Annotated in this window: 20 protein-coding genes; 11 read left to right on the top strand and 9 right to left on the bottom strand. The window is 57.3% G+C overall.

The window, feature by feature from the left end; genetic code table 11:
• Window positions 1-279: 279 nt before the first annotated feature.
• The 3 genes from QP971_RS01475 (at window position 280) to QP971_RS01465 (ending at window position 4,002) form a co-directional block, all read left to right on the top strand.
• Window positions 280-1,050, top strand: coding sequence for a Bax inhibitor-1/YccA family protein (locus tag QP971_RS01475; RefSeq protein WP_284791786.1), 771 nt, complete (start codon window positions 280-282; stop codon window positions 1,048-1,050).
• Window positions 1,051-1,414: 364 nt separating this feature from the next.
• The gene (locus tag QP971_RS01470; RefSeq protein WP_284810640.1) at window positions 1,415-2,134 is read left to right on the top strand and encodes a DUF3558 family protein; all 720 of its coding nucleotides are present in this window, start codon (window positions 1,415-1,417) and stop codon (window positions 2,132-2,134) included.
• On the top strand, window positions 2,095-4,002 hold the full coding sequence (locus tag QP971_RS01465) for a hypothetical protein (RefSeq protein WP_349010342.1): 1,908 nt from the start codon (window positions 2,095-2,097) through the stop codon (window positions 4,000-4,002). The genes QP971_RS01470 and QP971_RS01465 overlap by 40 nt, the downstream gene beginning before the upstream one ends.
• Before the next feature lie 43 nt (window positions 4,003-4,045).
• Here QP971_RS01465 and QP971_RS01460 read toward each other — a convergent pair whose 3' ends face one another.
• The 3 genes from QP971_RS01460 to QP971_RS01450 form a co-directional block, all read right to left on the bottom strand.
• Window positions 4,046-4,324, bottom strand: coding sequence for a thiamine biosynthesis protein X (locus QP971_RS01460; RefSeq protein ID WP_239192640.1), 279 nt, complete (start codon window positions 4,322-4,324; stop codon window positions 4,046-4,048).
• Between the two features lie 41 nt (window positions 4,325-4,365).
• The gene (gene greA, locus QP971_RS01455) at window positions 4,366-4,887 is read right to left on the bottom strand and encodes a transcription elongation factor GreA (protein WP_005323614.1); all 522 of its coding nucleotides are present in this window, start codon (window positions 4,885-4,887) and stop codon (window positions 4,366-4,368) included.
• A gap of 120 nt (window positions 4,888-5,007) precedes the next feature.
• Window positions 5,008-5,487 carry a DUF4307 domain-containing protein gene (locus QP971_RS01450; RefSeq protein ID WP_431831067.1) on the bottom strand — a complete coding sequence of 160 codons (480 nt, stop codon included), beginning with the start codon at window positions 5,485-5,487 and terminating at the stop codon, window positions 5,008-5,010.
• A gap of 86 nt (window positions 5,488-5,573) precedes the next feature.
• Between QP971_RS01450 and mca the strand changes: the two genes are divergently transcribed.
• From mca to QP971_RS01435, 3 genes are read left to right on the top strand one after another with little or no spacing between them, the layout of a single operon-like run.
• Complete coding sequence (mca, locus tag QP971_RS01445; protein WP_049378452.1) at window positions 5,574-6,464, top strand: mycothiol conjugate amidase Mca; 891 nt, start codon at window positions 5,574-5,576, stop codon at window positions 6,462-6,464.
• 3 nt (window positions 6,465-6,467) lie between these two features.
• Window positions 6,468-6,779 (top strand): hypothetical protein, encoded by a 312-nt coding sequence (locus QP971_RS01440; RefSeq protein ID WP_049378453.1) that lies wholly within the window; start codon window positions 6,468-6,470, stop codon window positions 6,777-6,779.
• 12 nt (window positions 6,780-6,791) lie between these two features.
• Entirely contained in the window at window positions 6,792-7,568 is a 777-nt protein-coding gene (locus QP971_RS01435; RefSeq protein WP_150850761.1) for an isoprenyl transferase, read from the top strand.
• 3 nt (window positions 7,569-7,571) lie between these two features.
• Here the strand turns inward: QP971_RS01435 and coaA are convergent, their stop codons facing one another.
• On the bottom strand, window positions 7,572-8,498 hold the full coding sequence (coaA, locus tag QP971_RS01430; protein WP_049378455.1) for a type I pantothenate kinase: 927 nt from the start codon (window positions 8,496-8,498) through the stop codon (window positions 7,572-7,574).
• A gap of 118 nt (window positions 8,499-8,616) precedes the next feature.
• On the opposite strand from coaA, the gene glyA reads away from it, so the two are divergent.
• On the top strand, window positions 8,617-9,900 hold the full coding sequence (glyA, locus tag QP971_RS01425) for a serine hydroxymethyltransferase (protein WP_049378456.1): 1,284 nt from the start codon (window positions 8,617-8,619) through the stop codon (window positions 9,898-9,900).
• Here glyA and QP971_RS01420 read toward each other — a convergent pair.
• The gene (locus QP971_RS01420; protein WP_284810648.1) at window positions 9,897-10,226 is read right to left on the bottom strand and encodes a DUF5997 family protein; all 330 of its coding nucleotides are present in this window, start codon (window positions 10,224-10,226) and stop codon (window positions 9,897-9,899) included. The genes glyA and QP971_RS01420 overlap by 4 nt on opposite strands.
• Window positions 10,227-10,297: 71 nt before the next feature.
• Here QP971_RS01420 and QP971_RS01415 point away from each other — a divergent pair, with 71 nt between their 5' ends.
• From QP971_RS01415 to QP971_RS01400, 4 genes are all read left to right on the top strand, one after another.
• Window positions 10,298-10,972, top strand: a complete 675-nt coding sequence (locus QP971_RS01415) for a LysR family transcriptional regulator substrate-binding protein (protein WP_284810639.1) — start codon at window positions 10,298-10,300, stop codon at window positions 10,970-10,972.
• A gap of 145 nt (window positions 10,973-11,117) precedes the next feature.
• A complete protein-coding gene (locus QP971_RS01410; protein ID WP_284810637.1) occupies window positions 11,118-11,741 on the top strand; it encodes an LGFP repeat-containing protein in 624 nt (207 codons plus the stop codon).
• A 184-nt stretch (window positions 11,742-11,925) separates the two neighbouring features.
• Entirely contained in the window at window positions 11,926-13,290 is a 1,365-nt protein-coding gene (phoH2, locus tag QP971_RS01405) for an RNA 5'-3' helicase PhoH2 (protein WP_284810636.1), read from the top strand.
• A gap of 78 nt (window positions 13,291-13,368) precedes the next feature.
• Entirely contained in the window at window positions 13,369-13,938 is a 570-nt protein-coding gene (locus tag QP971_RS01400) for a GNAT family N-acetyltransferase (protein WP_284810635.1), read from the top strand.
• A 325-nt stretch (window positions 13,939-14,263) separates the two neighbouring features.
• Here the strand turns inward: QP971_RS01400 and QP971_RS01395 are convergent, their stop codons facing one another.
• The 4 genes from QP971_RS01395 to glpX form a co-directional block, all read right to left on the bottom strand.
• The gene (locus QP971_RS01395; protein WP_198492802.1) at window positions 14,264-15,832 is read right to left on the bottom strand and encodes an MDR family MFS transporter; all 1,569 of its coding nucleotides are present in this window, start codon (window positions 15,830-15,832) and stop codon (window positions 14,264-14,266) included.
• The gene (locus tag QP971_RS01390) at window positions 15,826-16,449 is read right to left on the bottom strand and encodes a TetR/AcrR family transcriptional regulator (RefSeq protein ID WP_049378462.1); all 624 of its coding nucleotides are present in this window, start codon (window positions 16,447-16,449) and stop codon (window positions 15,826-15,828) included. Before QP971_RS01390 ends, QP971_RS01395 begins: the two co-directional genes overlap by 7 nt.
• Window positions 16,450-16,623: 174 nt before the next feature.
• The gene (locus QP971_RS01385) at window positions 16,624-18,024 is read right to left on the bottom strand and encodes a class II fumarate hydratase (protein WP_284786558.1); all 1,401 of its coding nucleotides are present in this window, start codon (window positions 18,022-18,024) and stop codon (window positions 16,624-16,626) included.
• 84 nt (window positions 18,025-18,108) lie between these two features.
• Window positions 18,109-19,122 carry a class II fructose-bisphosphatase gene (gene glpX / locus QP971_RS01380; RefSeq protein ID WP_284786559.1) on the bottom strand — a complete coding sequence of 338 codons (1,014 nt, stop codon included), beginning with the start codon at window positions 19,120-19,122 and terminating at the stop codon, window positions 18,109-18,111.
• Between the last annotated feature and the right edge of the window lie 78 nt (window positions 19,123-19,200).

Here is a 19,200-nt window from a genome sequence, read left to right as displayed (position 1 = left end):
GTTGTGGCACATCAGGGCCTTGTGGGGCGGAATGATGTCGTGAGACAGAGCGGAACGATGTCATGGAACCAGACACCACTGGGGGCACCATGTGAAGTCTCGAGACATCGTTCCGGTCGATGTCTCGAGACTTTTTGCGTCAGCATGTCTCCACAGCATTTATGAGGAAGCTTCACACAAAACTTCTAGCTAAAAGGTAAGAATGTGGAACTTTATGGGGCGGTGTTTCGTTGAATGGGGTGAGATAGCTAATTTGCACCTCTCTTAGAAAGGACAACCGTGCGTTCAAGCAATCCGGTAATGAGTTCTCTGACCGAAAATAGTAGCCGCCAAAATCCTGGTTACGCGGACGCATCTACTCGTCCCATGACCGTGGATGATGTAGTGACCAAGACGGGCATAACCCTCGGCATCATCATTGTCGCCGCAGCCATCAACTTCGCCTTGGGAATGCTAGTGAGCCCAGGTATCGCCATGGCCTTGACTCTGGTCGGTGGTATCGGTGGCTTCATTACCGTGCTCGTTGCCTCTTTTGGTAAGAAGTGGGGTTCTGCTGCAGTCACCCTGATTTATGCCGTATTTGAAGGCCTATTTGTCGGCGGCTTCTCCTTGATGTTCGCCAATGTCAACTTCCAGGGCGAGGGCGGCATGGCCATCATTGGTCAAGCGATTGTCGGCACCATCGGTGTCTTTATCGGCATGCTGATTGTGTATAAGACTGGCGCAGTGAAGGTGACCCCGAAGTTCACCAAGATCCTTTTCGGCTTGATCGCTGGCATCGCTGTCATGGCGCTTGTTAACTTCTTGGGCGCGATTTTCTTTGATTTCAACCCGTTGCGTGATGGTGGTCCGATTGCCATCATTTTCTCGCTGGTCTGCATTGTTCTTGGTGCCCTGTCCTTCCTGACCGACTTTGATCAGGCTGACCGCATGATCCGCGCTGGTGCTCCCGCTAAGAACGCGTGGGGCGTTGCTCTGGGCCTCGCTGTGACCTTGGTCTGGCTCTACACTGAAATTCTCCGTCTGCTGAGCTACTTCCAGCGAGACTAACTGACTCTTTTGTATTGGCCCGCACTTCGGTGTGGGCCTTTTTGTTGCCGAAAATTCGCTTACAAACGTGTAATTTCTGGGGTAGTGCTGGGGGATAAAGTGAGGGTTTAACCTTCATTTGGTCTACCAAACCACTACCAGCGGTGATACAGCTAATGAGCAGGGAATTTCGCCTTTTGGATGTGATGGGTGTGGCATATGGGACAAATAATTTTGTTAAATTGCCGTTAACCTTTGCGGTTGCGTAGAAAATTCTGGGTGCCTCATGCATGCTGTGTACCGGAACGGGAAATGCGAAGTGAAAAGTTCTCTGTTTCACTTTTCCTGTTCCTCTCGTCAGGAAGTGAGTGCGCGAAGGATTGTTGTGAAGCGTCAGATCACCGTAGCAACGTTGATGGTCAGCAGCACCGTTATGCTGAGTAGCTGCGTTGCGGACATCGGCACGAGGAGCGCGTCGGAGGAACCCACCAAGGTGGACGAATCTGGCGGCATTAGTTCGACCGACGGTGCAGGGGGAGCCAACGGGGACCCGGGGGATGACGCGGAAGGCAATCAGGGGGAAACGGCACACACTAATGGCGGGAAGAATGCGGACGGCGCCGGCCCACCGGGGGAGGCCGGCGCCACGGGGTCGGAAGACACTTCCGGCGTCCTACCGCCACTGGGGGAATTCGATCCGGCAGACCCGAGCTTCGAGCTTTTTGATCCGTGTACGGAGATTCCTCGCGAGCATCTTCGAGCCTTAGGACTCGGTGAACAGATTGAGGATTCAGGACAGCAATCGGGGTTTTCTTTTTGTGCTTTTGACAGTGTCGAAGGCACTGGAGGAGCTGTCATTGGATTGACTACTTCTAGGCAAGCATTTGATGGCGCAGAAGTACAAATAGCCTCCTTATCTGATGGTGGGGGACACAGTGTGCCGATAGTGCAGATCGAAAGTGAATTGTTCGGGGATATGTTCTGTACTGTCGGCGTTTCTACTTCGCGTGGCATTCTAAAAGTTAGTCATTCTGGGAAACGACCTGACGATGACTACGAAGCTAAATGTTCGCAGGCCGAAAAATTGCTAAACAAATTTTACTAAAAATGATCATCGGGGGAATCATGGAATTGCGACCGGACAACATCATGGCTACTGCTATGAAAACGGAAAATCTGAAGGAGGAAATTGCACTATCTGGAGGTCGCACATATTCGCCTCTTGATGCTGGATTTTCTCCCGTTGCTGGAATTGACCATGTGGGATCCGTTCACCAACGAGTCCTTGAAACTGACCCTGGCTCTGCACGGTCTTCGCTGAAAGCATTTTCGGAACAGTTGGATTGGCTACAAGATAGCCTGGGCAGGGAAGCCCGAGGGTTTCAGGCGCAAGAGGACGCGAATAGTCGGGGAATGGAGATCGCGGATGCAGGTGGGGGTATCGGTATTGAGTCGATGCCGATTATGAACCAGCCGGAGCCGGGGTACAGCCCATTTGGGTTTTCTATGCCGGTGGTGAATGTCGGTACGGACATTGTGAAGCTGGCTACGGACCTGATGTCGACGCAGATTTGGAATGTGTCGGAGGCGAATGCGCGGTGGAGCTCGTTGGCGTCGGAAGTCGACGATATCGTTAGCGGGTTGCAGGAAGCAGCTGGGTCTTTGGAAGGCGAGAACGACAGCGAAGCAACGTCGAGGGCGGCGGCCAAGATTAGGGAAGTGGCGGCGTCGGGAAGCCACTTTGTAGCAAATGCTAAGGTCATGGGGGAGAAACTGACTGGATTCCACGCCAAGCTGATGGGCATGCAGCCGACTGCGATGGCCATGGCGATGGAAGTGATGGCCATTCCAGAACCGGTGGAGCGCGAAATTGCGGAAAAGGCCGCATTGGCCGCATTGCAACCTGACCTGCAGCGCTTCGCGGTAGAGGCAATGCCGTACCAGCACGCTCTGATGGAACAATCGCCGGCGTCGGGAGGCGGCGGCGTCGACGCCGGCCTCGCTGGAGTTGATGGTGATGGGCAGCGCTACACCACCGATGCCGTGGTGTGGCCAAAGAAGATTGCGGAAGCGATTGCGCGAGGTGATTTGGGGCCGGGGAACTTTGACGTCGTCAATGGAAATGTAAACGGGCTGGAAGCGGTGGGGATGAGCCCACAGGAAATTAATGATTTTCACCAGCAGATGCATACTAGCGGCAGGAATGCGCTGGAAAGGCTGGGTCTGGGAGACCAAGTAGCCATCGGTGGGAATGAAATGTCCACCCAAGGGGCGTCCGTGCCGAGTGTCGCTTCGCCGAACGGGGCGATGGGGCAGGTTCCTAGTGGTACAGCGCACCCCGTTGCTGCTGGAGCAAATTTAGGCGCGCTTAATAACAGCGGTGCGATGGCGCCGGTAGCTACAGCGCAATCCGCCAATTCTGGGATGGCGCCGATGATGGCAGCCGGACGGCCCGGGGATGCGGGCCGCGGCGTACGCATCGGTCAGTCGCTACGAGGCGGAATTGGATCCGCTGCAGGAAATGTAAGTGGCAGCGCCGATGTGGCGCGCGCCGGAAGAGGAGCGCAGTCGGGCCTGCACCTTGGACGCGGAGCCGGAGCACCCTACGCCGGTGTCGGTTCAGGCATGCGCGCTGGCCATAGCAATGCACTCGGCGGCGGTTCGAGCATGCGCGCTGGTCTTGGCAGCGGTGCAGGAAACGGTGCTGGTGCGGGCATGCGGCCCGGCGTAGGCAGCAGTGAAAGTGCCGCGGCAGCGCGTGGTGGCAATGCAGGCCGCTCAACCGGAGGGGCGCGAGCCTATGGTCCAATGATGGGGATGCGCGGAGGCAAAGACAGTGAGAAAAAGCGCGTAAAGTCCGTCACCACGCAGGTCGAAAGGGACCCGAATAAGCGCGACCTTCTGGGGGAGCCGCCCGCTGTCGTACCCGGTGTCATCGGGGATTGGGTGCGGGAAGTGAACCCAGAAAAATAGCATGAAAAAGGGCCGAGGATATCCCTCGGCCCTTCAAGCCTTATTACTGCTGTGGCAGTTCGGTGGCGGTACCGTTCAAGTGCGGCTGCGCTGGCTCTTCTGGAACACCGGACTCGACTACAGGTGCTTCCTCTTCAATAACGGTCTCGGGTGCGGAAGAGCTGGTCTCAGCATCTTTCTGCATCGGGGCCTCACCGGTGAAGGTGGAGGCATTTTCTACCTTGGAATCAGAATCCTGCTGGTTCGGTGGGTGGCAAGCAGCGAGGGAGAGGCCAGCAGTGAAGACCAAGCCAGCGGCAGCGAAACGGGAGAACTTCTTCATGGGGATGTGCTCTTTCTCCAGAGTGGTAAGTGGTTAAAAGTTTAGGACTCGCGTGGAGCAGCGGCCTTAGCAGAATCATACGGCGCTGCGGACTCGATGGTGACCGAAATGGTCTTGCCATTCGGAGCGGTGTACTCGCGGGTCTCGCCCTCTTGTGCGCCAAGGATGGCAGCGCCCAGCGGGGACTGCTCGGAATAGGTTTCTAGGTCCTTGTTATCGGAAGCAGCAGCGCGGGTACCGATGAGGAAGGTCTCCTTATCGTCCTTGTCACCGTTGTAGTAAACGTGAACTACGGAACCGGTGTGGGCAACGCCCTCCTGAACAGCACCGCGCTCGGTGGTGGCATTCGCAAGAACCTCAGAAATCTGCTTAATGCGGGCCTCTTCCTGGTCCTGCATCTCACGTGCGGCGTCGTAACCGGCGTTCTCTTTGAGGTCGCCTTCCTCACGGCGCTCGTTGATTTCAGCCGCGACTACTGGGCGGTGGTCGATGAGCTCCTGCAGCTCGGCCTCGAGCTTCGCCTTGGTTTCTGGGGTGATGTACTGCTTTTGCTGCTCAGCCATTCTGCAACCTTCCGTAGATAGGAATTGTGGTCAAAGCCCCTGCTAATCCCTGGGGCTATAGGTAAAAGTGGAACCGGGCATATACCCAGTTCTAGGCGCTACAAATCCTAGCACACGCGGCTAGCGGCTTTCCGCGTAGTCAGGGTTATCCATATCCAAGTATTCGGGGATATTGCCGGAACAACCATAGGCCCCGCCAGCTACGGCACGAGCGTTGGTTGGGACGTCGACAGCGATGCGCTGGGTTTCGTTTCCGCCCGCGGGAACAGGGAATTCACGGCGGCCTACTTCGGCCTTGGAATAGTCATAGGCTTGGACAATGCAGTAGGCATCTTCATCGGTGTGATTGCGGGTGACATCGACCCAAACGCGGGTGGAATCATCGCTCAAAACCTCCTGGGTCACGATGGACACCTGTGCGTTCACTCGCTCCTTTTCCTGGAAATACCGGAATCCGAAGAAAATAAGCGCGATAAAAATGGCGACAAAGATGAGCACCAGCGCCTTATTAGTCCAGCTACCAGAGTTCTTTTCAGAGGAGCCGCGGGAGCCGTAGCGGGCGGCTGAGCGAGAGTTTCCGGCGGAAGTCATGGCTTCCATTCTAGTCGAGGACCACGGTTTTCCAATTATCTACTAGGATAATCATCTGTTCAAAGAACCTAGATTAATAAGGGGATGGATTTTCAGTGAGCGATTTTCGCCTACTAGCTATCCACGCGCACCCAGACGATGAATCTTCCAAGGGTGCTGCAACCACCGCGCGCTATGCCGCAGAAGGCAATGAGGTTTTGGTACTGACCTGTACCGGTGGTGAGCGCGGCGATGTGATTAACCCCGCCATGGACCGCCCGGGAATCAAGGAAAAGATGGGCGAGGTCCGCCGGGAAGAAATGGCTAACGCTGCGCGGGCACTGGGCGTACAACATCGCTGGCTGGGCCACGTTGATTCCGGATTGCCCGACCCGGTTGAAGGCAAGACTACGGAGGAATTGCTGCCGGAGGGCTGTTTTGCGTTGCTGGGAGATGACAACGTCGCGCAAGAATACGTCCAGGTTATCCGCGAATTTCGCCCACACGTCATTGTCACCTATGACGAAAATGGTGGCTACCCGCACCCAGACCATTTGATGGTGCACCGGGCTTCCATGATCGCGTGGGAGAAGGCAGGCCATGCCGAGTACCACCCAGAGCTGGGGAAGCCGTGGGAGCCGCTGAAGCTGTACTATTCGCACGGCTTTGTTTATCAGCGCATGAAGATGTTCCATGATCTACTCCTGGAAGAAGGTAAAACCAGTCCTTATGGGCCAATGTTGGCGCGTTGGGACAGCGCTTTTGGCGATATCATGGCGCGTGTAACCACCCAGGTGGAATGCGCGGATTACTTCAGCAATCGCGAGGAGGCCTTGCGGGCGCACGCCACGCAGATCGATCCGGCGGGTGCCTTCTTGGCGACGTCGGTGGAGGTACAGCAGCGCCTTTGGCCCACCGAGGAGTTTGAGCTGGCGAAGACCCGTGTTTCTACCTCCCTGCCAGAAAATGACCTTTTTGCCGGCATCGAAGAGAAAGAGGAGGCCTAAGATATGAGTATGTATGGCTCTTTCGCTCTGGCCGCACATGACGTATTTGTACTAGCCCAAGGAACTGAGGGCGCCGAAGGTGGCCCAATGGGCCCTGAATTTGGCAAAGCTTCGCCCATTGGCCTGCTGATCCTGGCGCTTATGGGAGTTGCGGTGTTGTTTGCGGGCTGGAATTTCCATCGCCGTTACTCACGCTTTCGCCGCCGCATGATGTTTGCGGAGGATCACGGAATCGATCCATTCGATGAGGAAGCCGTGGATAAGGCGATGAAGGAGGCCGGCATTTACGATAACCGCAAGAAGTCCATTTTCTAGGCGGATAGACTAATGAGCGTGAGTTCTCTCAAGCAGCTGGCCTATCCAGCTTATGAAGCCCGTCTGGCGCGCCTGATCAAGGGAAAGCCGCAGCCTAAGCACATAGCCATTATGGCCGACGGCAATCGTCGGTGGGCGCGTGAGGCTGGGTTTACCGATATCAGCCATGGTCACCGCCAAGGCGCCAAGAAGATCGGAGAGATGATCTCGTGGTGCCGCGATACTGATATCGAGGTGGTCACCATTTATTTGCTGTCCACAGAGAACCTGAAGCGCAGCGAGCAGGAAGTAGAGCTGCTCTTTGACATCATCTCGGACGTTGTCACGCACCTATCCCATAGCGACGTCGGCTGTCAGGTGCGCTTGGTTGGCCACCTCGACCTACTCCCAGATGATATTCGCCAGCGCATGGTGACGGCAGCGGCAGAAACCAAAGACAATACGGGTGTCATCGTCAATGTGGCGGTGGGCTATGGCGGGCGCCAAGAAATCGTGGACGCCGTGCAAAACTTGGTGCGTGCGGAAGCAGAGAAGGGAACTACCGCAGCGGAGATGGCGGATCGCGTCACCGCAGAATCCATTGGGGAGCACCTGTACACCAAGGGACTTCCGGACCCGGATTTGGTTATCCGCACCTCTGGTGAACAACGCTTGTCGGGCTTCCTCCTGTGGCAGGCCGCGTACTCCGAGATCTGGTTCACGGATACTTACTGGCCAGCATTCCGCAAGGTGGACTTCCTCCGCGCCTTGCGGGATTACTCCCAACGTTCGCGCCGCTTTGGCAAATAGGCGCTAGAGCTTGCGCATCCGTACCTGTTCTACCAGGTGATGCGAGCCCTTTTTCAGCACGAGGGAGGCTCGCACACGGGTGGGCAGAATATTTTCCACCAAATTCGGCAGGTTAATGGACTGCCAAATTTCGCGAGCTTGAGCGCGGGCTTCCTCATCGTTCATGTCTGCGAAGGCAGAGAAGTGGGCGTTGGGCTCGCGGAAAGCGGTGTGGCGCAGAGTAAGGAAGCGGTCGATATACCACTGCTCGATATCGTCGGTGCGGGCATCAACATATACCGAGAAATCAAAGAGGTCCGCCACGGTCAACGTGGGACTCGTCTGCAGTACGTTGAGCCCTTCCAGAATAAGGATGTCGGGCTGGTTTACTTCCTGGTATTCCCCGTCCACAATGTCATAGGAGATATGAGAATAAAGCGGCGCCTTGACCAGAGGCTTTCCTGATTTTACATCCGTGACAAAGCGAAGGAGTGCACGCCGGTCATAGGATTCTGGAAATCCCTTGCGTTGCATGAGGCCGCGTTTCTTGAGGGTTTCGGTGGGGAAGAGGAAGCCGTCGGTAGTAACGAGCGCGACCTTGGGGTGGGAGTCCCAGCGTTGCAGGAGCACCTGAAGGAGGCGGGCAGTGGTGGATTTTCCCACTGCCACGGAGCCGGCCACACCGATGACAAAGGGAACGTGCGTCGGAGGGTTGCCTAAGAAGGATTCGGTAGCCGTGGTGAGCTGCTGGCGTGCCATGACCTGCATATGGATAAGGCGGGAGAGGGGGAGGTAGACATCAGCCACCTCATCCAAGTCGATGCGGTCTCCTAGGCCGCGAAGCTTTTCCACCTCGGTTTCCGTGAGCACCTGAGGCATGGATTTACGAAGTTCACGCCAGGTCTCGCGGTCAAAATCTAGGTAGGGACTCGAATCCAATGTGCGCGCCATGGCTCCATTGTTGCACTTGCATAATCTGTGGGTAAAAGTATGCCCCCTTAGGGAGCATGGCACGATAAGATATGCAGCATCCCATACCGCTTGATTTTGAGAAGGGGACCACACCTTTATGGCTTCTTTTACCTCTGACCTCCGCGACCTCGATCCGGACGTATTCGGCGCAATTCAGGGAGAGATTTCCCGCCAGCGCGAAACCCTGGAAATGATCGCCTCTGAGAACTTTGTGCCTCGCGCCGTGCTCCAGGCACAGGGCTCCGTGCTTACCAACAAGTACGCCGAGGGCTACCCGGGGCGCCGCTACTACGGTGGCTGCGAGCATGTCGACGTCGTGGAAGACTTAGCTCGCAGCCGCGCTAAGGAGCTCTTTGGTGCGGAATTCGCCAACGTTCAGCCGCACTCCGGTGCGCAGGCGAACGCAGCGGTGCTTTCCACCATCGCTGAGCCGGGCGACAAGATTTTGGGCCTGTCCCTGGCTCACGGCGGCCACCTTACCCACGGCATGAAGTTGAACTTCTCTGGCAAGCTTTATGATGTCGCTGCCTACGAGGTGGATCCAGAGACCATGCGTGTGGACATGGATAAGCTGCGCGAGCAGGCGCTGAAGGAAAAGCCGAAGGTCATTATCGGAGGCTGGTCTGCCTACCCGCGCACCATGGATTTCGCGGCCTTCCGTGAAATTGCTGATGAGGTCGGCGCTTACCTGTGGGTAGATATGGCCCACTTTGCTGGTCTCGTGGCGGCCGGCCTGCACCCGAGCCCAGTGCCTCACGCGGATATCGTGTCCACCACCGTGCATAAGACCCTGGGTGGCCCGCGCTCCGGCATGATTTTGGCCAAGCAGGATTACGCAAAGAAGATCAATTCTAACGTCTTCCCGGGCCAGCAGGGCGGACCGCTGATGCACGTGGTCGCAGCCAAGGCCATCGCCATGAAGATTGCCGCTACAGAGGAATTCAAGGAGCGCCAGGAACGCACCTTGGAGGGGGCTCGCATTCTGGCAGAGCGCCTAACCGCCGAAGATGCCAAGGCAGCTGGCGTGGACGTACTGACCGGCGGCACCGATGTGCACTTGGTCTTGGCGGACCTGCGCAATTCCGAATTGGATGGACAGCAGGCAGAGGATCTGCTGCACGAGGTAGGCATTACCGTTAACCGCAATGCCGTGCCGAATGACCCGCGTCCGCCGATGGTTACCTCTGGCCTGCGCATTGGTACTTCTGCGCTGGCAACCCGCGGTCTCGATGCCGAGGCCTTCACCGAGGTTGCAGATATTATCGGTACCGCCTTGGTGCAGGGCAAGAATGCGGATGTGGAGGCCCTGCGCGCACGCGTGGACAAGATTGCCCAGCACTACCCGCTGTATGAGGGCCTCGAGGACTGGAAGCTGGTCTAGTCCTTCACCTCATGGCCACGGGCCTGCGCCATGGTTGCGCGGGCCTGCTGGAGCCATTCCGGCTGCTCTTGGAGGAGCTGATTGATTTCCGCTGTGGTCAGCGGCTTATCCATATCGTTCTTCTTGAGCGCGGTAACCGAGATGCCTAGCTTATGGGCAACCTCAGGGCGGGGATGAGGCCCTTCGCGGCGCAAGGTTTGCAGCCACTCGGGCGGGTTATACTGCAATTCGCGCAGCTCTTCGTGGCTAATGGCACTATTTTGAAACTCGTCCGGCGCGGCGGGTAGGTAGATGCCTAGCTTCTTCGCCGCGGTTTGGGCACGCATAGCGGTGCCGGATGGTTGCTTTTGTTCTTCAGTCACGCTTTTACCGTAGCACTTTCAGTAGACTGTCCTCTATGCTGCGCTTAGCTTTTGCCACCGGTACAGAGCCTGGAAAGTGGTTCCGCCGATTCGAAGAAAATACTGCTCATGGTGGCTTGTACACCGTTGATGCGGACGATGCGCTCGCCCCGCTGGTAGCCGGCAAGGTCGACCTAGCCCTCGCACGCCTGCCGGATACGCGGGTGGACGACACTTTTCATGTGGTGCGACTTTATCAAGAGGCCCCTGGCATTGCCGTTCCCAAGGACTCGGTCTATGCGGAGGTAGGCGAGGAACTTACGCTTGCCGACGTCGCCGATGAACACCTTAACTACCGCCTCGCCGACTCCGGGCTTGTCGATGTCCCCGCAGTCCGCAACGCCCTGCAGGTAGTGGCGGCCAATGTGGGCATCGCTATTGCGCCGCGCCCCCTGCTCAAGGTGCTGAGCAAGAAACAGGTGGTGCCACTCGGGCTAAAGGATGAGTCCGTGCCGGTAACGGAGATCGCATTGGTGTGGCGCAAGGACGATGACGGGGAAGCAATTCAGGACTTCGTGGGCGTCGCCAAGGGCCGCACCGCGCGGTCTTCGCGGCAGGAAAAGCCGAAGCGCAGCGCCAGGGAAAAGGCGAAGGCAAAGCAGGCGCGGAGAAACGTTAACAATTCGTTACAAAAGAAAAAGAAGGCCTCTAAGCAGCGCAAACGTAGGTAGTCCTTTACTGTTTGCTGTCCGCTTCCTGTCAGTGCGGGTGGCGTTAGCTGGGGGTTGCCATTACGGTGGGCGTTGTTCGTCATTAAGGACGATTAAACAAAAATTTAGAATTAACTTACTTTCTCGTTGAAAGGATGATGCAGTAATGCAGAAAATGACCCGTCGTATCGCAGGTGGCTTCGCAGCAGCAACCCTGTCCGTTGCTCTCGTAGCGTGCTCCGATGCTGAGGATGCAGCTGAAGACGCCAAGGACACTGCCGGCTCCGTAGCTGCAGACGCTACCGACGCTGCTGGCTCCGCTGCCGCTGAGGCCACCTCTAAGGATGACGCTGACGACGCGGACGATTCCGAGGATGCAGAAGCATCCGACTCTGAAGATGCGGACGACAAGGACGGCGCTACCAAGTCCATCGCTACCGCTAACGGCGACGTAGAGGTTCCGGCTGATTTCGCTTCCGCAATCGAAGAGAAGAAGGCTGAGTGGGGCGACGTAAAGAGCATCGAGCAGGGTGACGATGATGAGTTCCTCGCTAACTTCGATAACGGCAACCTGCTGACCTTCGACGACGATGAGGGCGCTCAGCCTATCGTTGGCAAGATTGCTGAAACCTGGAAGGAGCAGGGTGGCTTGGACTCTGAGGTAGGCCTGCCTAAGGCTGCTGAGGAAAAGGCTGCTCAGGGCAAGGGCTGGACCCAGCAGTTCGACGATGGCGTTATCTCTTGGATCCAGGACGAGAGCGGCAAGTTCACCTCTTCCGTAGAGAAGTAAATAGCTCTTTTAGAGCTTCTCCCTCTGCAGCTTCTGCTGCGGAGGGGTTTTTCGTTTTCTTAATGTTCATCTTGCACCCATGTAATTTCAACCTTCGGTGCCTACTTTGGGTGGCAACCCCGGGGATTCGGGGTGATTCGGAAGAAGTCTGATCTACCGCACACTAAGGGAGAACTCTGCCATCATGTCTCGTCCCTCTGTACTTTCTACTCCGCTTGCCACTACTGATGACACCGTCGCTACCAAGACCTATGTAGTGGATACCTCGGTCTTGCTTTCTGACCCTTGGGCCCTGCGTAAATTTGCAGAACACGATGTGGTCCTTCCCGTTGTAGTTATTTCTGAACTGGAAGGAAAACGACATCACCCGGAGCTTGGCTGGTTCGCCCGCCAAGCTCTTCGCTTTTTGGAGGAGCTGCGCGCTACTTATGAGGCCTTAGACCAGCCGGTTCCCGTCAATGTGGATGGCGGCACCCTGCGCGTGGAATTGAACCATCAAGACCAATCCTTGCTACCTACCGCGTTCCGCGGGCCCGAGGGCGACCACCGCATCTTGGCGTGCGCTCTCAACCTTGCGCACGAGGGGAAGGACACCGTGCTCGTCACGAAGGACGTGCCACTGCGTGTGAAGGCCGGTGCGGTAGGCGTGCAGGCGGATGAGTATCACGCCCAGGACGTAGTCTTGACCGGCTATACCGGAATGGCGACGGTGCAAGCCAGCTCGGATGTCATCGATGCCCTCTATCGTAATGGGGAAGTCATGCTAGACGGCGTCGAAACTGAAAAGGGTACCGCGGTGGAGGAACTGCCGGTGCACTGCGGCTTGACCTTGGCGGCGGGTGCGCAATCCGCGCTGGGGCGCATGAGTGCTGATGGCGTGGTCGAGCTCGTACGTGGTGATATCAATGCCTTTGGCCTTCAGGGGCGCTCCGCAGAGCAGCGTATCGCTTTGGATTTGCTGATGGACCCAAACGTGGGAATTGTCTCCATCGGTGGCCGCGCCGGCACCGGCAAGTCGGCACTTGCGCTGTGCGCCGGTTTGGAGGCGGTGCTCGAGCGCGGGGAGCACCGGCGCATTGTGGTCTTTCGCCCGATGTATGCGGTTGGCGGGCAGTCGCTGGGATACCTACCGGGCACTGAATCGGACAAGATGAACCCGTGGGCGCAGGCGGTCTATGACACCTTGGAGGGCTTGGTGTCTGACAATGTCATGGAAGAGGTACACGAGCGTGGCCTTATCGAAGTCTTGCCGCTGACGCATATTCGCGGGCGCTCGCTGCATGATGCTTTTGTCATCGTGGATGAGGCGCAGTCCTTGGAGCGAAACGTCTTGCTTACTGTGCTTTCTCGGTTGGGGAAGGGCTCGCGAGTAGTTCTTACTCACGATGTGGCACAGCGCGATAACCTGCGCGTGGGCCGGCACGACGGAGTACAGGCAGTGATTGAAAAGCTCAAGGGACACGAGCTTTTTGCGCATATTACGCTGCAGCGTTCCGAGCGCTCTGCCATTGCGGAGCTCGTTACTGACCTGTTGGAAGGCGGCAACTAGGCCAAATTCGTTCGCGTTTGGCGATCTTTATGTGTACAGCGTGGCGAAGCTGGGCTTGGCCCAGTAATAATGTTGTATATGAGCGAGAACGCTAAGCAGACGTCTTCGGACGACAAGAAGAAAGATTTCCGCATCCGCCCCTTTACCGCGGCGGATTACCCGCAGATGCGAGAGATCTATGAACAGGGGCTCAATACTGGGCACGCTACTTATGAGACCCGATCCCTGACCTTTGAGGAATTCAAAGCCGGCAAGATCATGCCTTCGGTGCATGTGGCCGTTGAAGCAGATGATGATTCTAAGGTTCTGGGGTGGGTTTCCGCAGCACCGGTATCTACCCGCACCGTATTCCACGGAGTGGTGGAGGATTCCATCTACCTAGGTGCCGAGGCACAGGGCCGCGGCATCGGCGGCGCACTTCTGGATCGTCTGATTGAGGTGTGTCAGGACCTGCATAAGTGGGCTATCCACTCATGGATTTTCCCTGAAAATGCAGGTTCTGCGGGGCTGCATAAATCGCGCGGCTTCGTGAAGGTGGGCACCTACTCGCATATGGCGAAGATGACCTACGGTGAGCTTGCGGGCCAATGGCGCGATACCGACGTATTTGAGTTGCTTTTGCCCAAGCCGGAGGAAAAGAAGCGGTAGTTTCCCAGCGCATTTAAGCCCCTGCTCGTACCACACTCGTGGTAACGATGGCAGGGGCATTTTGGGCGCTACACTGCAGGAACGTATCAGGAACTAAACCAGCTAAAGCGCGGGATCGGGGTGCCGTGCGCGCGGGCTAGGGAAACTAGATAGTCCCTTGTACGCCGCACCTCGATGGGGTCGGCTTGAATATCCAACGCCGCCTGAAGGCCGCCGGGGGCATAGCCGAGGGCGGATTTTATGGGGGCGTCGGCAAGCGGGAGTGCATCGCGCAGGGCATGCAGCTCCCGACTAGTGGCCTATATTTCTGCAGGTGACAGTAACATTAGTCAATCGTTTCCTTCAGTCGCTCCTCGCGCAGCGGTAGGAGGAGGACGAGGGCGACGATAACCAGCGGAACCATCAGGGCGATGACCGGGGTCAGGCCGTCATTATAGGAGTTGAGGATTGCTTCCTCGATGGGCTGAGGGAAGGAGGCAACCAAATCCGGGGTGAGGCTATTGGCACCGCCGTCAGCATCGCCGAATTTCTCTGCATAGGCGGCACCCTCCGGGCCCATCTTCTGGAAAGCCTCCGGCATGCGGGTGGCCATCTCATCCTTCATATTGTGGATGAACATGGAGCCAACCAGGGAAGCGCCCAGTGCAGAACCGATCTGGCGGAAGAAGTTATTCGCTGCGGTAGCTGTACCCACCTGGGACAGGGGGAAGGAGTTCTGGACGATGAGCACGAGGACCTGGATAACCATGCCCAAGCCGATGCCGAAGACCAGGAACTCGCAGCCCAGCTGCTTCAGGGAAGTCTCCACGGTTAGGTGAGACATCCAGAACAATGCACCAGCAGTAATTGCCAGGCCGATGATGGGGTAGACCTTGTAGTGACCGGTGCGGGCGATGATAAAGCCTACGCCAGTGGAGGTACCGATAAGGCCCACCATCATCGGGATCATCATGAGACCCGCCTTGGTTGGGGTCAGGGTGTGCACCATCTGCAGATAGGTTGGCATGTAGCCCAGAACGCCGAACATTGCCAGGCCAAGTACCACGCCGGAGAGGGTGGTTAGGGCCATGTTGCGGTTCTTGAACAGACGGACCGGGATGAGAGGTTCTTTAGCGCGTAGCTCCACCAGGATGGTGATGATGGCGCCAATGATGGTGATGGCACCCAAGGTGAGGATCATGGAAGAGCCCCATTCGTACTCGGTGCCACCCCAGGTGGTCATGAGGATAAGTGAAGCGGTAGTAATCGCGATGAAGGTGGCGCCGAGCCAGTCAAAGCGCTTCATATCGGCATCACCCACGCGCAAGTGCAGCACTAGGGTGCACACGATAATGGCGAGGATACCCAGCGGGATGTTCATCCACATTCCCCAGCGCCAGCCTGGGCCGTCGGTGAACCAGCCGCCGAGGACGGGGCCGAGAACCGAGGACAGGCCAAAGACGCCGCCCATGATGCCCATGAACTTGCCGCGCTCACGGGAGGAGGTCACCTCGGCGATGATGGACTGGGAGGAAATCATCATAAAACCTGCGCCAAAGCCCTGTACAGCGCGGGCGATGATCAGCAGCGCCATGGAGTTAGCAAAGCCACCGAGGGTGGAGCCCACGACGAAGATGGCGATACCGCCGATGTAGAGCCACTTGCGGCCCAGCATGTCACCCAGCTTGCCGGAGATAGGCATGGCGATGGTCATGGTGACAAGGAAGGCGGAGATGACCCAGCTCATGTGGTCGACGCCGCCGAGCTCACCAACGATGGTGGGGAGAGCGGAAGAGAAGATCATTTGGCCCAAGGAGCTCATCAGCATGGTGAGCATCAGGGCCGAGAAAATAAGCCCGAGGTTATCGGCGCGGGTTTTGCCCTGGGAAGGGGCCTCAGCAGCCGTATCTACCATCGCATTCCTTTCATAAAGTCTGTTATTAGCGTGAGGGAAGTATCGAGACGCGCGCCGAGGTCTAGGCTGCAATCTGCATCCGGGGAGGCCATCGCCAACCACAGTGCCTCACGGACGAGGCCGGCGATGAGCATCGCCTCGGTGCTGGAAGAGCAGCTGTCGAGGACGCGAAGCTCCGGTTCTTTGTTAAGGCGCTCTTCAACGAGATCGATGAGCTCAATGGATTTTGCTCGCTTCCGGCTGATTGCCGCTGCAGCTGCATCTGGATCATTGGAGATGCGCTTGCGGCGATCCCGGATGGTCGGGTTGATGTGGTGGCCTTCCATATGCTGTCTGACCAGCTGGAGGACGAGTTCTACCATGCTGGTCGTTGGCTCATTGAGGAAGAACTCCCGCATCTCTTCCGTAAACTCGGTGCTTGGAGCGCCCAAAACGGCGGATTCCTTGGAATCGAAGTAATTGAAGAAGGTGCGCCGAGAAATACCGGCTACTTCGCAGATACGCTCAATGGTAACCGCGCTGAAGGATTGTTCATCCACCAGCTTTGTGGCGGCATCCTCTATGCGCAGGCGCGTCTCGAGGCGTTTCTGCTCGCGTAGTGATAGTTCTTCTTGCACGCCATGCAACTTTACACTCGGTGCAAACTTGCACCAAGTGCAGAAGTGGTGATTTTAGAGGTGCGTTTCCTCTAATGTGTACTATGTCATAGCGCTTGCTGACGCCCCCCTTACCCCAGGCATGCAAAACCCCGCCCGAGTCCTGCCCGGGCGGGGAAGCGGTCCGGCGATTACTTAGAAGTTATCGCGGTCGCGGTTAGTCATGCTCAGCACGTTGAGGCGCTTATCCAGCTCTTCCTCGGTGAGGTTTTCGCCGTCGACGAAACCCAAGTCAATAACGGCTTGGCGGACGGTGATCTTCTCGTGCAGGGCGTGCTTTGCTGCCTTTGCTGCGTTCTCGTAGCCGATGGCAGAGTTGAGCGGGGTCACGATGGAGGTGGAAGACTCCGCAAAGTGCTTCATGCGCTCTTCGTTGGCCTCGATGTGATCAATGCACTTATCAGCGAAGACGCGGGAAGCATTAGCCAGCAGACGAGCGGACTCGAGTACGTTGCGCGCCATCATCGGGATGAAGACGTTGAGCTCGAAGTGGCCCTGGGCGCCGCCGAAGGCAACTGCGGCATCATTGCCCACCACCTGGCCAGCCACCATGGTGACGGCCTCCGGAATGACGGGGTTGACCTTACCCGGCATGATGGAAGAACCTGGCTGCAGGTCCTTCAGGTGAATTTCTGCCAGGCCGGTCAGGGGGCCGGATCCCATCATGCGCAGGTCATTGGCAATCTTATTGAGGGATACGGCAACCGAGCGCATGGCGCCGGAGAATTCCACCAAGCCATCGCGGGCAGCCTGTGCCTCGAAGTGGTTTTCCGCTTCCTTCAGTTCCTTTACGCCGGTGAGCTTCTTAAGTTCCTCGGTGACCTTGGCGCCGAAGTCTGCGGAGGTATTCAGGCCGGTACCGGTGGCGGTGCCGCCGATGGCCAGCTCACCCAGACGCGGCAGGGTGGCCTCGATGCGTTCGATGCCCAGCTCGATCTGACGGGCGTAGCCGCCGAATTCCTGGCCCAGGGTAACCGGGGTGGCATCCATCAGGTGGGTGCGGCCGGCCTTGACCACATCAGCGAATTCCTTGGCCTTCTTGGTCAAGGACTCGTGGAGAACCTTCAGGCCCGGGATAAGGTCATTAACGGCAGCTTCCGTAGCAGCCACGTGCGTAGCGGTGGGGAAGGTGTCATTGGAAGACTGGCCCATGTTTACGTGGTCATTCGGGTGAATTTCCATGCCATTGTTATGCGCCAAGGAGGCGATGACCTCATTGGTGTTCATATTGGACGAGGTGCCGGAGCCGGTCTGGAAAACGTCGATAGGGAAGGCATCGTTATGCTTGCCCTCGGCGATTTCGGTAGCGGCGGCAATAATGGCATCGGCCTTATCGGCATCCAGCTTGCCCGAATCCTTATTTACCTGGGCGCAAGCAGCCTTGAGCAGGCCAAGAGCGCGAATCTGCGCATTTTCCAGGCCACGGCCGGAAATAGGGAAGTTGTCCACTGCGCGCTGGGTCTGTGCACGCCACAGGGCATCTGCGGGAACCTTTACTTCGCCCATTGTGTCATGTTCAATGCGGTATTCAGTCATGTGAAGATCACCTCAGTTAATTGGGGAGTGTGTGCTATCCAGTATGGCGGAGAACTACCAAGAGGGCCGCCTTCGGGGGGAACCCTAGTTTTTGGTCGGGGCGGTGTAATCCACTACGGAATACTCCTGCAGCTTAGATAGCTTATGGATGGAGTCGATGTAGCGGATGGTGCCGGACTTGGAACGCATAACCAGGGAGCGGGTAGTAGCGCCGGAATTGCGGTAGGAAACACCGCGCAGCATGTCACCATTGGTCACGCCGGTGGCAGCGAAGTAGCAGTTTTCGGAGGAGACCAGATCAGTAGTGGTAAGGACGCGGTCCAAATCATGGCCAGCTGCACGGGCCTTTTCTGCTTCCTCTTCATCCTTCGGCCACAGCTTGCCCTGGATTTCGCCGCCCATGCAGCGCATAGCGCAGGCGGTGATGATGCCTTCTGGAGTGCCGCCGATGCCCATCATCATGTCGATGGAGTTCGAATCCTGGCAGGTGGCGATGGCGCCGGCTACGTCGCCATCCATGATTAGGCGTACCTTGGCCCCAGCGGCGCGAATTTCAGAGATGAGCTGCTCGTGGCGCGGGCGGTCAAGGACCACCACGGTCAGATCTTCGGGGCGAATATTCTTCGCTTTGGCCACGGAGTTGATGTTCCACTCCACGGACTCGTTGATGTCGATAGCGCCGACTGCTTCTGGGCCAACGGCAATCTTTTCCATGTAGAAGACTGCGGAAGGGTCATACATGGTTCCGCGTTCGGCAGCCGCAATGACGGAGATGGCGTTGGGGCGGCCTTCTGCCATCAAACGGGTACCGTCGACTGGGTCTACGGCGATATCCATGGCGGCACCCTCGCCGGTGCCTACCTCTTCGCCGTTAAAGAGCATGGGGGCCTCATCCTTTTCGCCCTCACCAATGACAACGACGCCGTTCATCGCTACGGAATTGATGAGCTTGCGCATGGCGTCGACCGCCGCGCCATCGCCCTCATTCTTCTGGCCGCGGCCTACCCAACGGCCGGAAGCGAGTGCTGCTGCCTCGGTGACACGAACCAGTTCCATTGCCAGGTTGCGGTCAGGAAGATAAGACGTATTTTCGGACATGTGTAGTGGTTGCCTTCCATAGTTTTCTCATCGAGGGGTGTTCCCCTTGATGCTCTACCTTTCCATTCTCGCACTTTT

The organism is Corynebacterium marquesiae (assembly GCF_030229635.1).
GTDB lineage: Bacteria > Actinomycetota > Actinomycetes > Mycobacteriales > Mycobacteriaceae > Corynebacterium > Corynebacterium marquesiae.
This window is presented reverse-complemented; position numbering and strand designations above follow the sequence as displayed.

Excerpts from the sequence above, each read along its gene's own strand:
- QP971_RS01465 (WP_349010342.1), top strand. The coding sequence starts at position 2,095 with ATGTTCGCAGGCCGAAAAATTGCTAAACAAATTTTACTAAAAATGATC.
- QP971_RS01460 (WP_239192640.1), bottom strand. The coding sequence starts at position 4,324 with ATGAAGAAGTTCTCCCGTTTCGCTGCCGCTGGCTTGGTCTTCACTGCT.
- greA (WP_005323614.1), bottom strand. The coding sequence starts at position 4,887 with ATGGCTGAGCAGCAAAAGCAGTACATCACCCCAGAAACCAAGGCGAAG.
- QP971_RS01450 (WP_431831067.1), bottom strand. The coding sequence starts at position 5,487 with ATGGAAGCCATGACTTCCGCCGGAAACTCTCGCTCAGCCGCCCGCTAC.
- QP971_RS01440 (WP_049378453.1), top strand. The coding sequence starts at position 6,468 with ATGAGTATGTATGGCTCTTTCGCTCTGGCCGCACATGACGTATTTGTA.
- QP971_RS01435 (WP_150850761.1), top strand. The coding sequence starts at position 6,792 with ATGAGCGTGAGTTCTCTCAAGCAGCTGGCCTATCCAGCTTATGAAGCC.
- coaA (WP_049378455.1), bottom strand. The coding sequence starts at position 8,498 with ATGGCGCGCACATTGGATTCGAGTCCCTACCTAGATTTTGACCGCGAG.
- glyA (WP_049378456.1), top strand. The coding sequence starts at position 8,617 with ATGGCTTCTTTTACCTCTGACCTCCGCGACCTCGATCCGGACGTATTC.
- QP971_RS01420 (WP_284810648.1), bottom strand. The coding sequence starts at position 10,226 with ATGCGTGCCCAAACCGCGGCGAAGAAGCTAGGCATCTACCTACCCGCC.
- QP971_RS01415 (WP_284810639.1), top strand. The coding sequence starts at position 10,298 with ATGCTGCGCTTAGCTTTTGCCACCGGTACAGAGCCTGGAAAGTGGTTC.
- QP971_RS01410 (WP_284810637.1), top strand. The coding sequence starts at position 11,118 with ATGCAGAAAATGACCCGTCGTATCGCAGGTGGCTTCGCAGCAGCAACC.
- phoH2 (WP_284810636.1), top strand. The coding sequence starts at position 11,926 with ATGTCTCGTCCCTCTGTACTTTCTACTCCGCTTGCCACTACTGATGAC.
- QP971_RS01400 (WP_284810635.1), top strand. The coding sequence starts at position 13,369 with ATGAGCGAGAACGCTAAGCAGACGTCTTCGGACGACAAGAAGAAAGAT.
- QP971_RS01395 (WP_198492802.1), bottom strand. The coding sequence starts at position 15,832 with ATGGTAGATACGGCTGCTGAGGCCCCTTCCCAGGGCAAAACCCGCGCC.
- QP971_RS01385 (WP_284786558.1), bottom strand. The coding sequence starts at position 18,024 with ATGACTGAATACCGCATTGAACATGACACAATGGGCGAAGTAAAGGTT.
- glpX (WP_284786559.1), bottom strand. The coding sequence starts at position 19,122 with ATGTCCGAAAATACGTCTTATCTTCCTGACCGCAACCTGGCAATGGAA.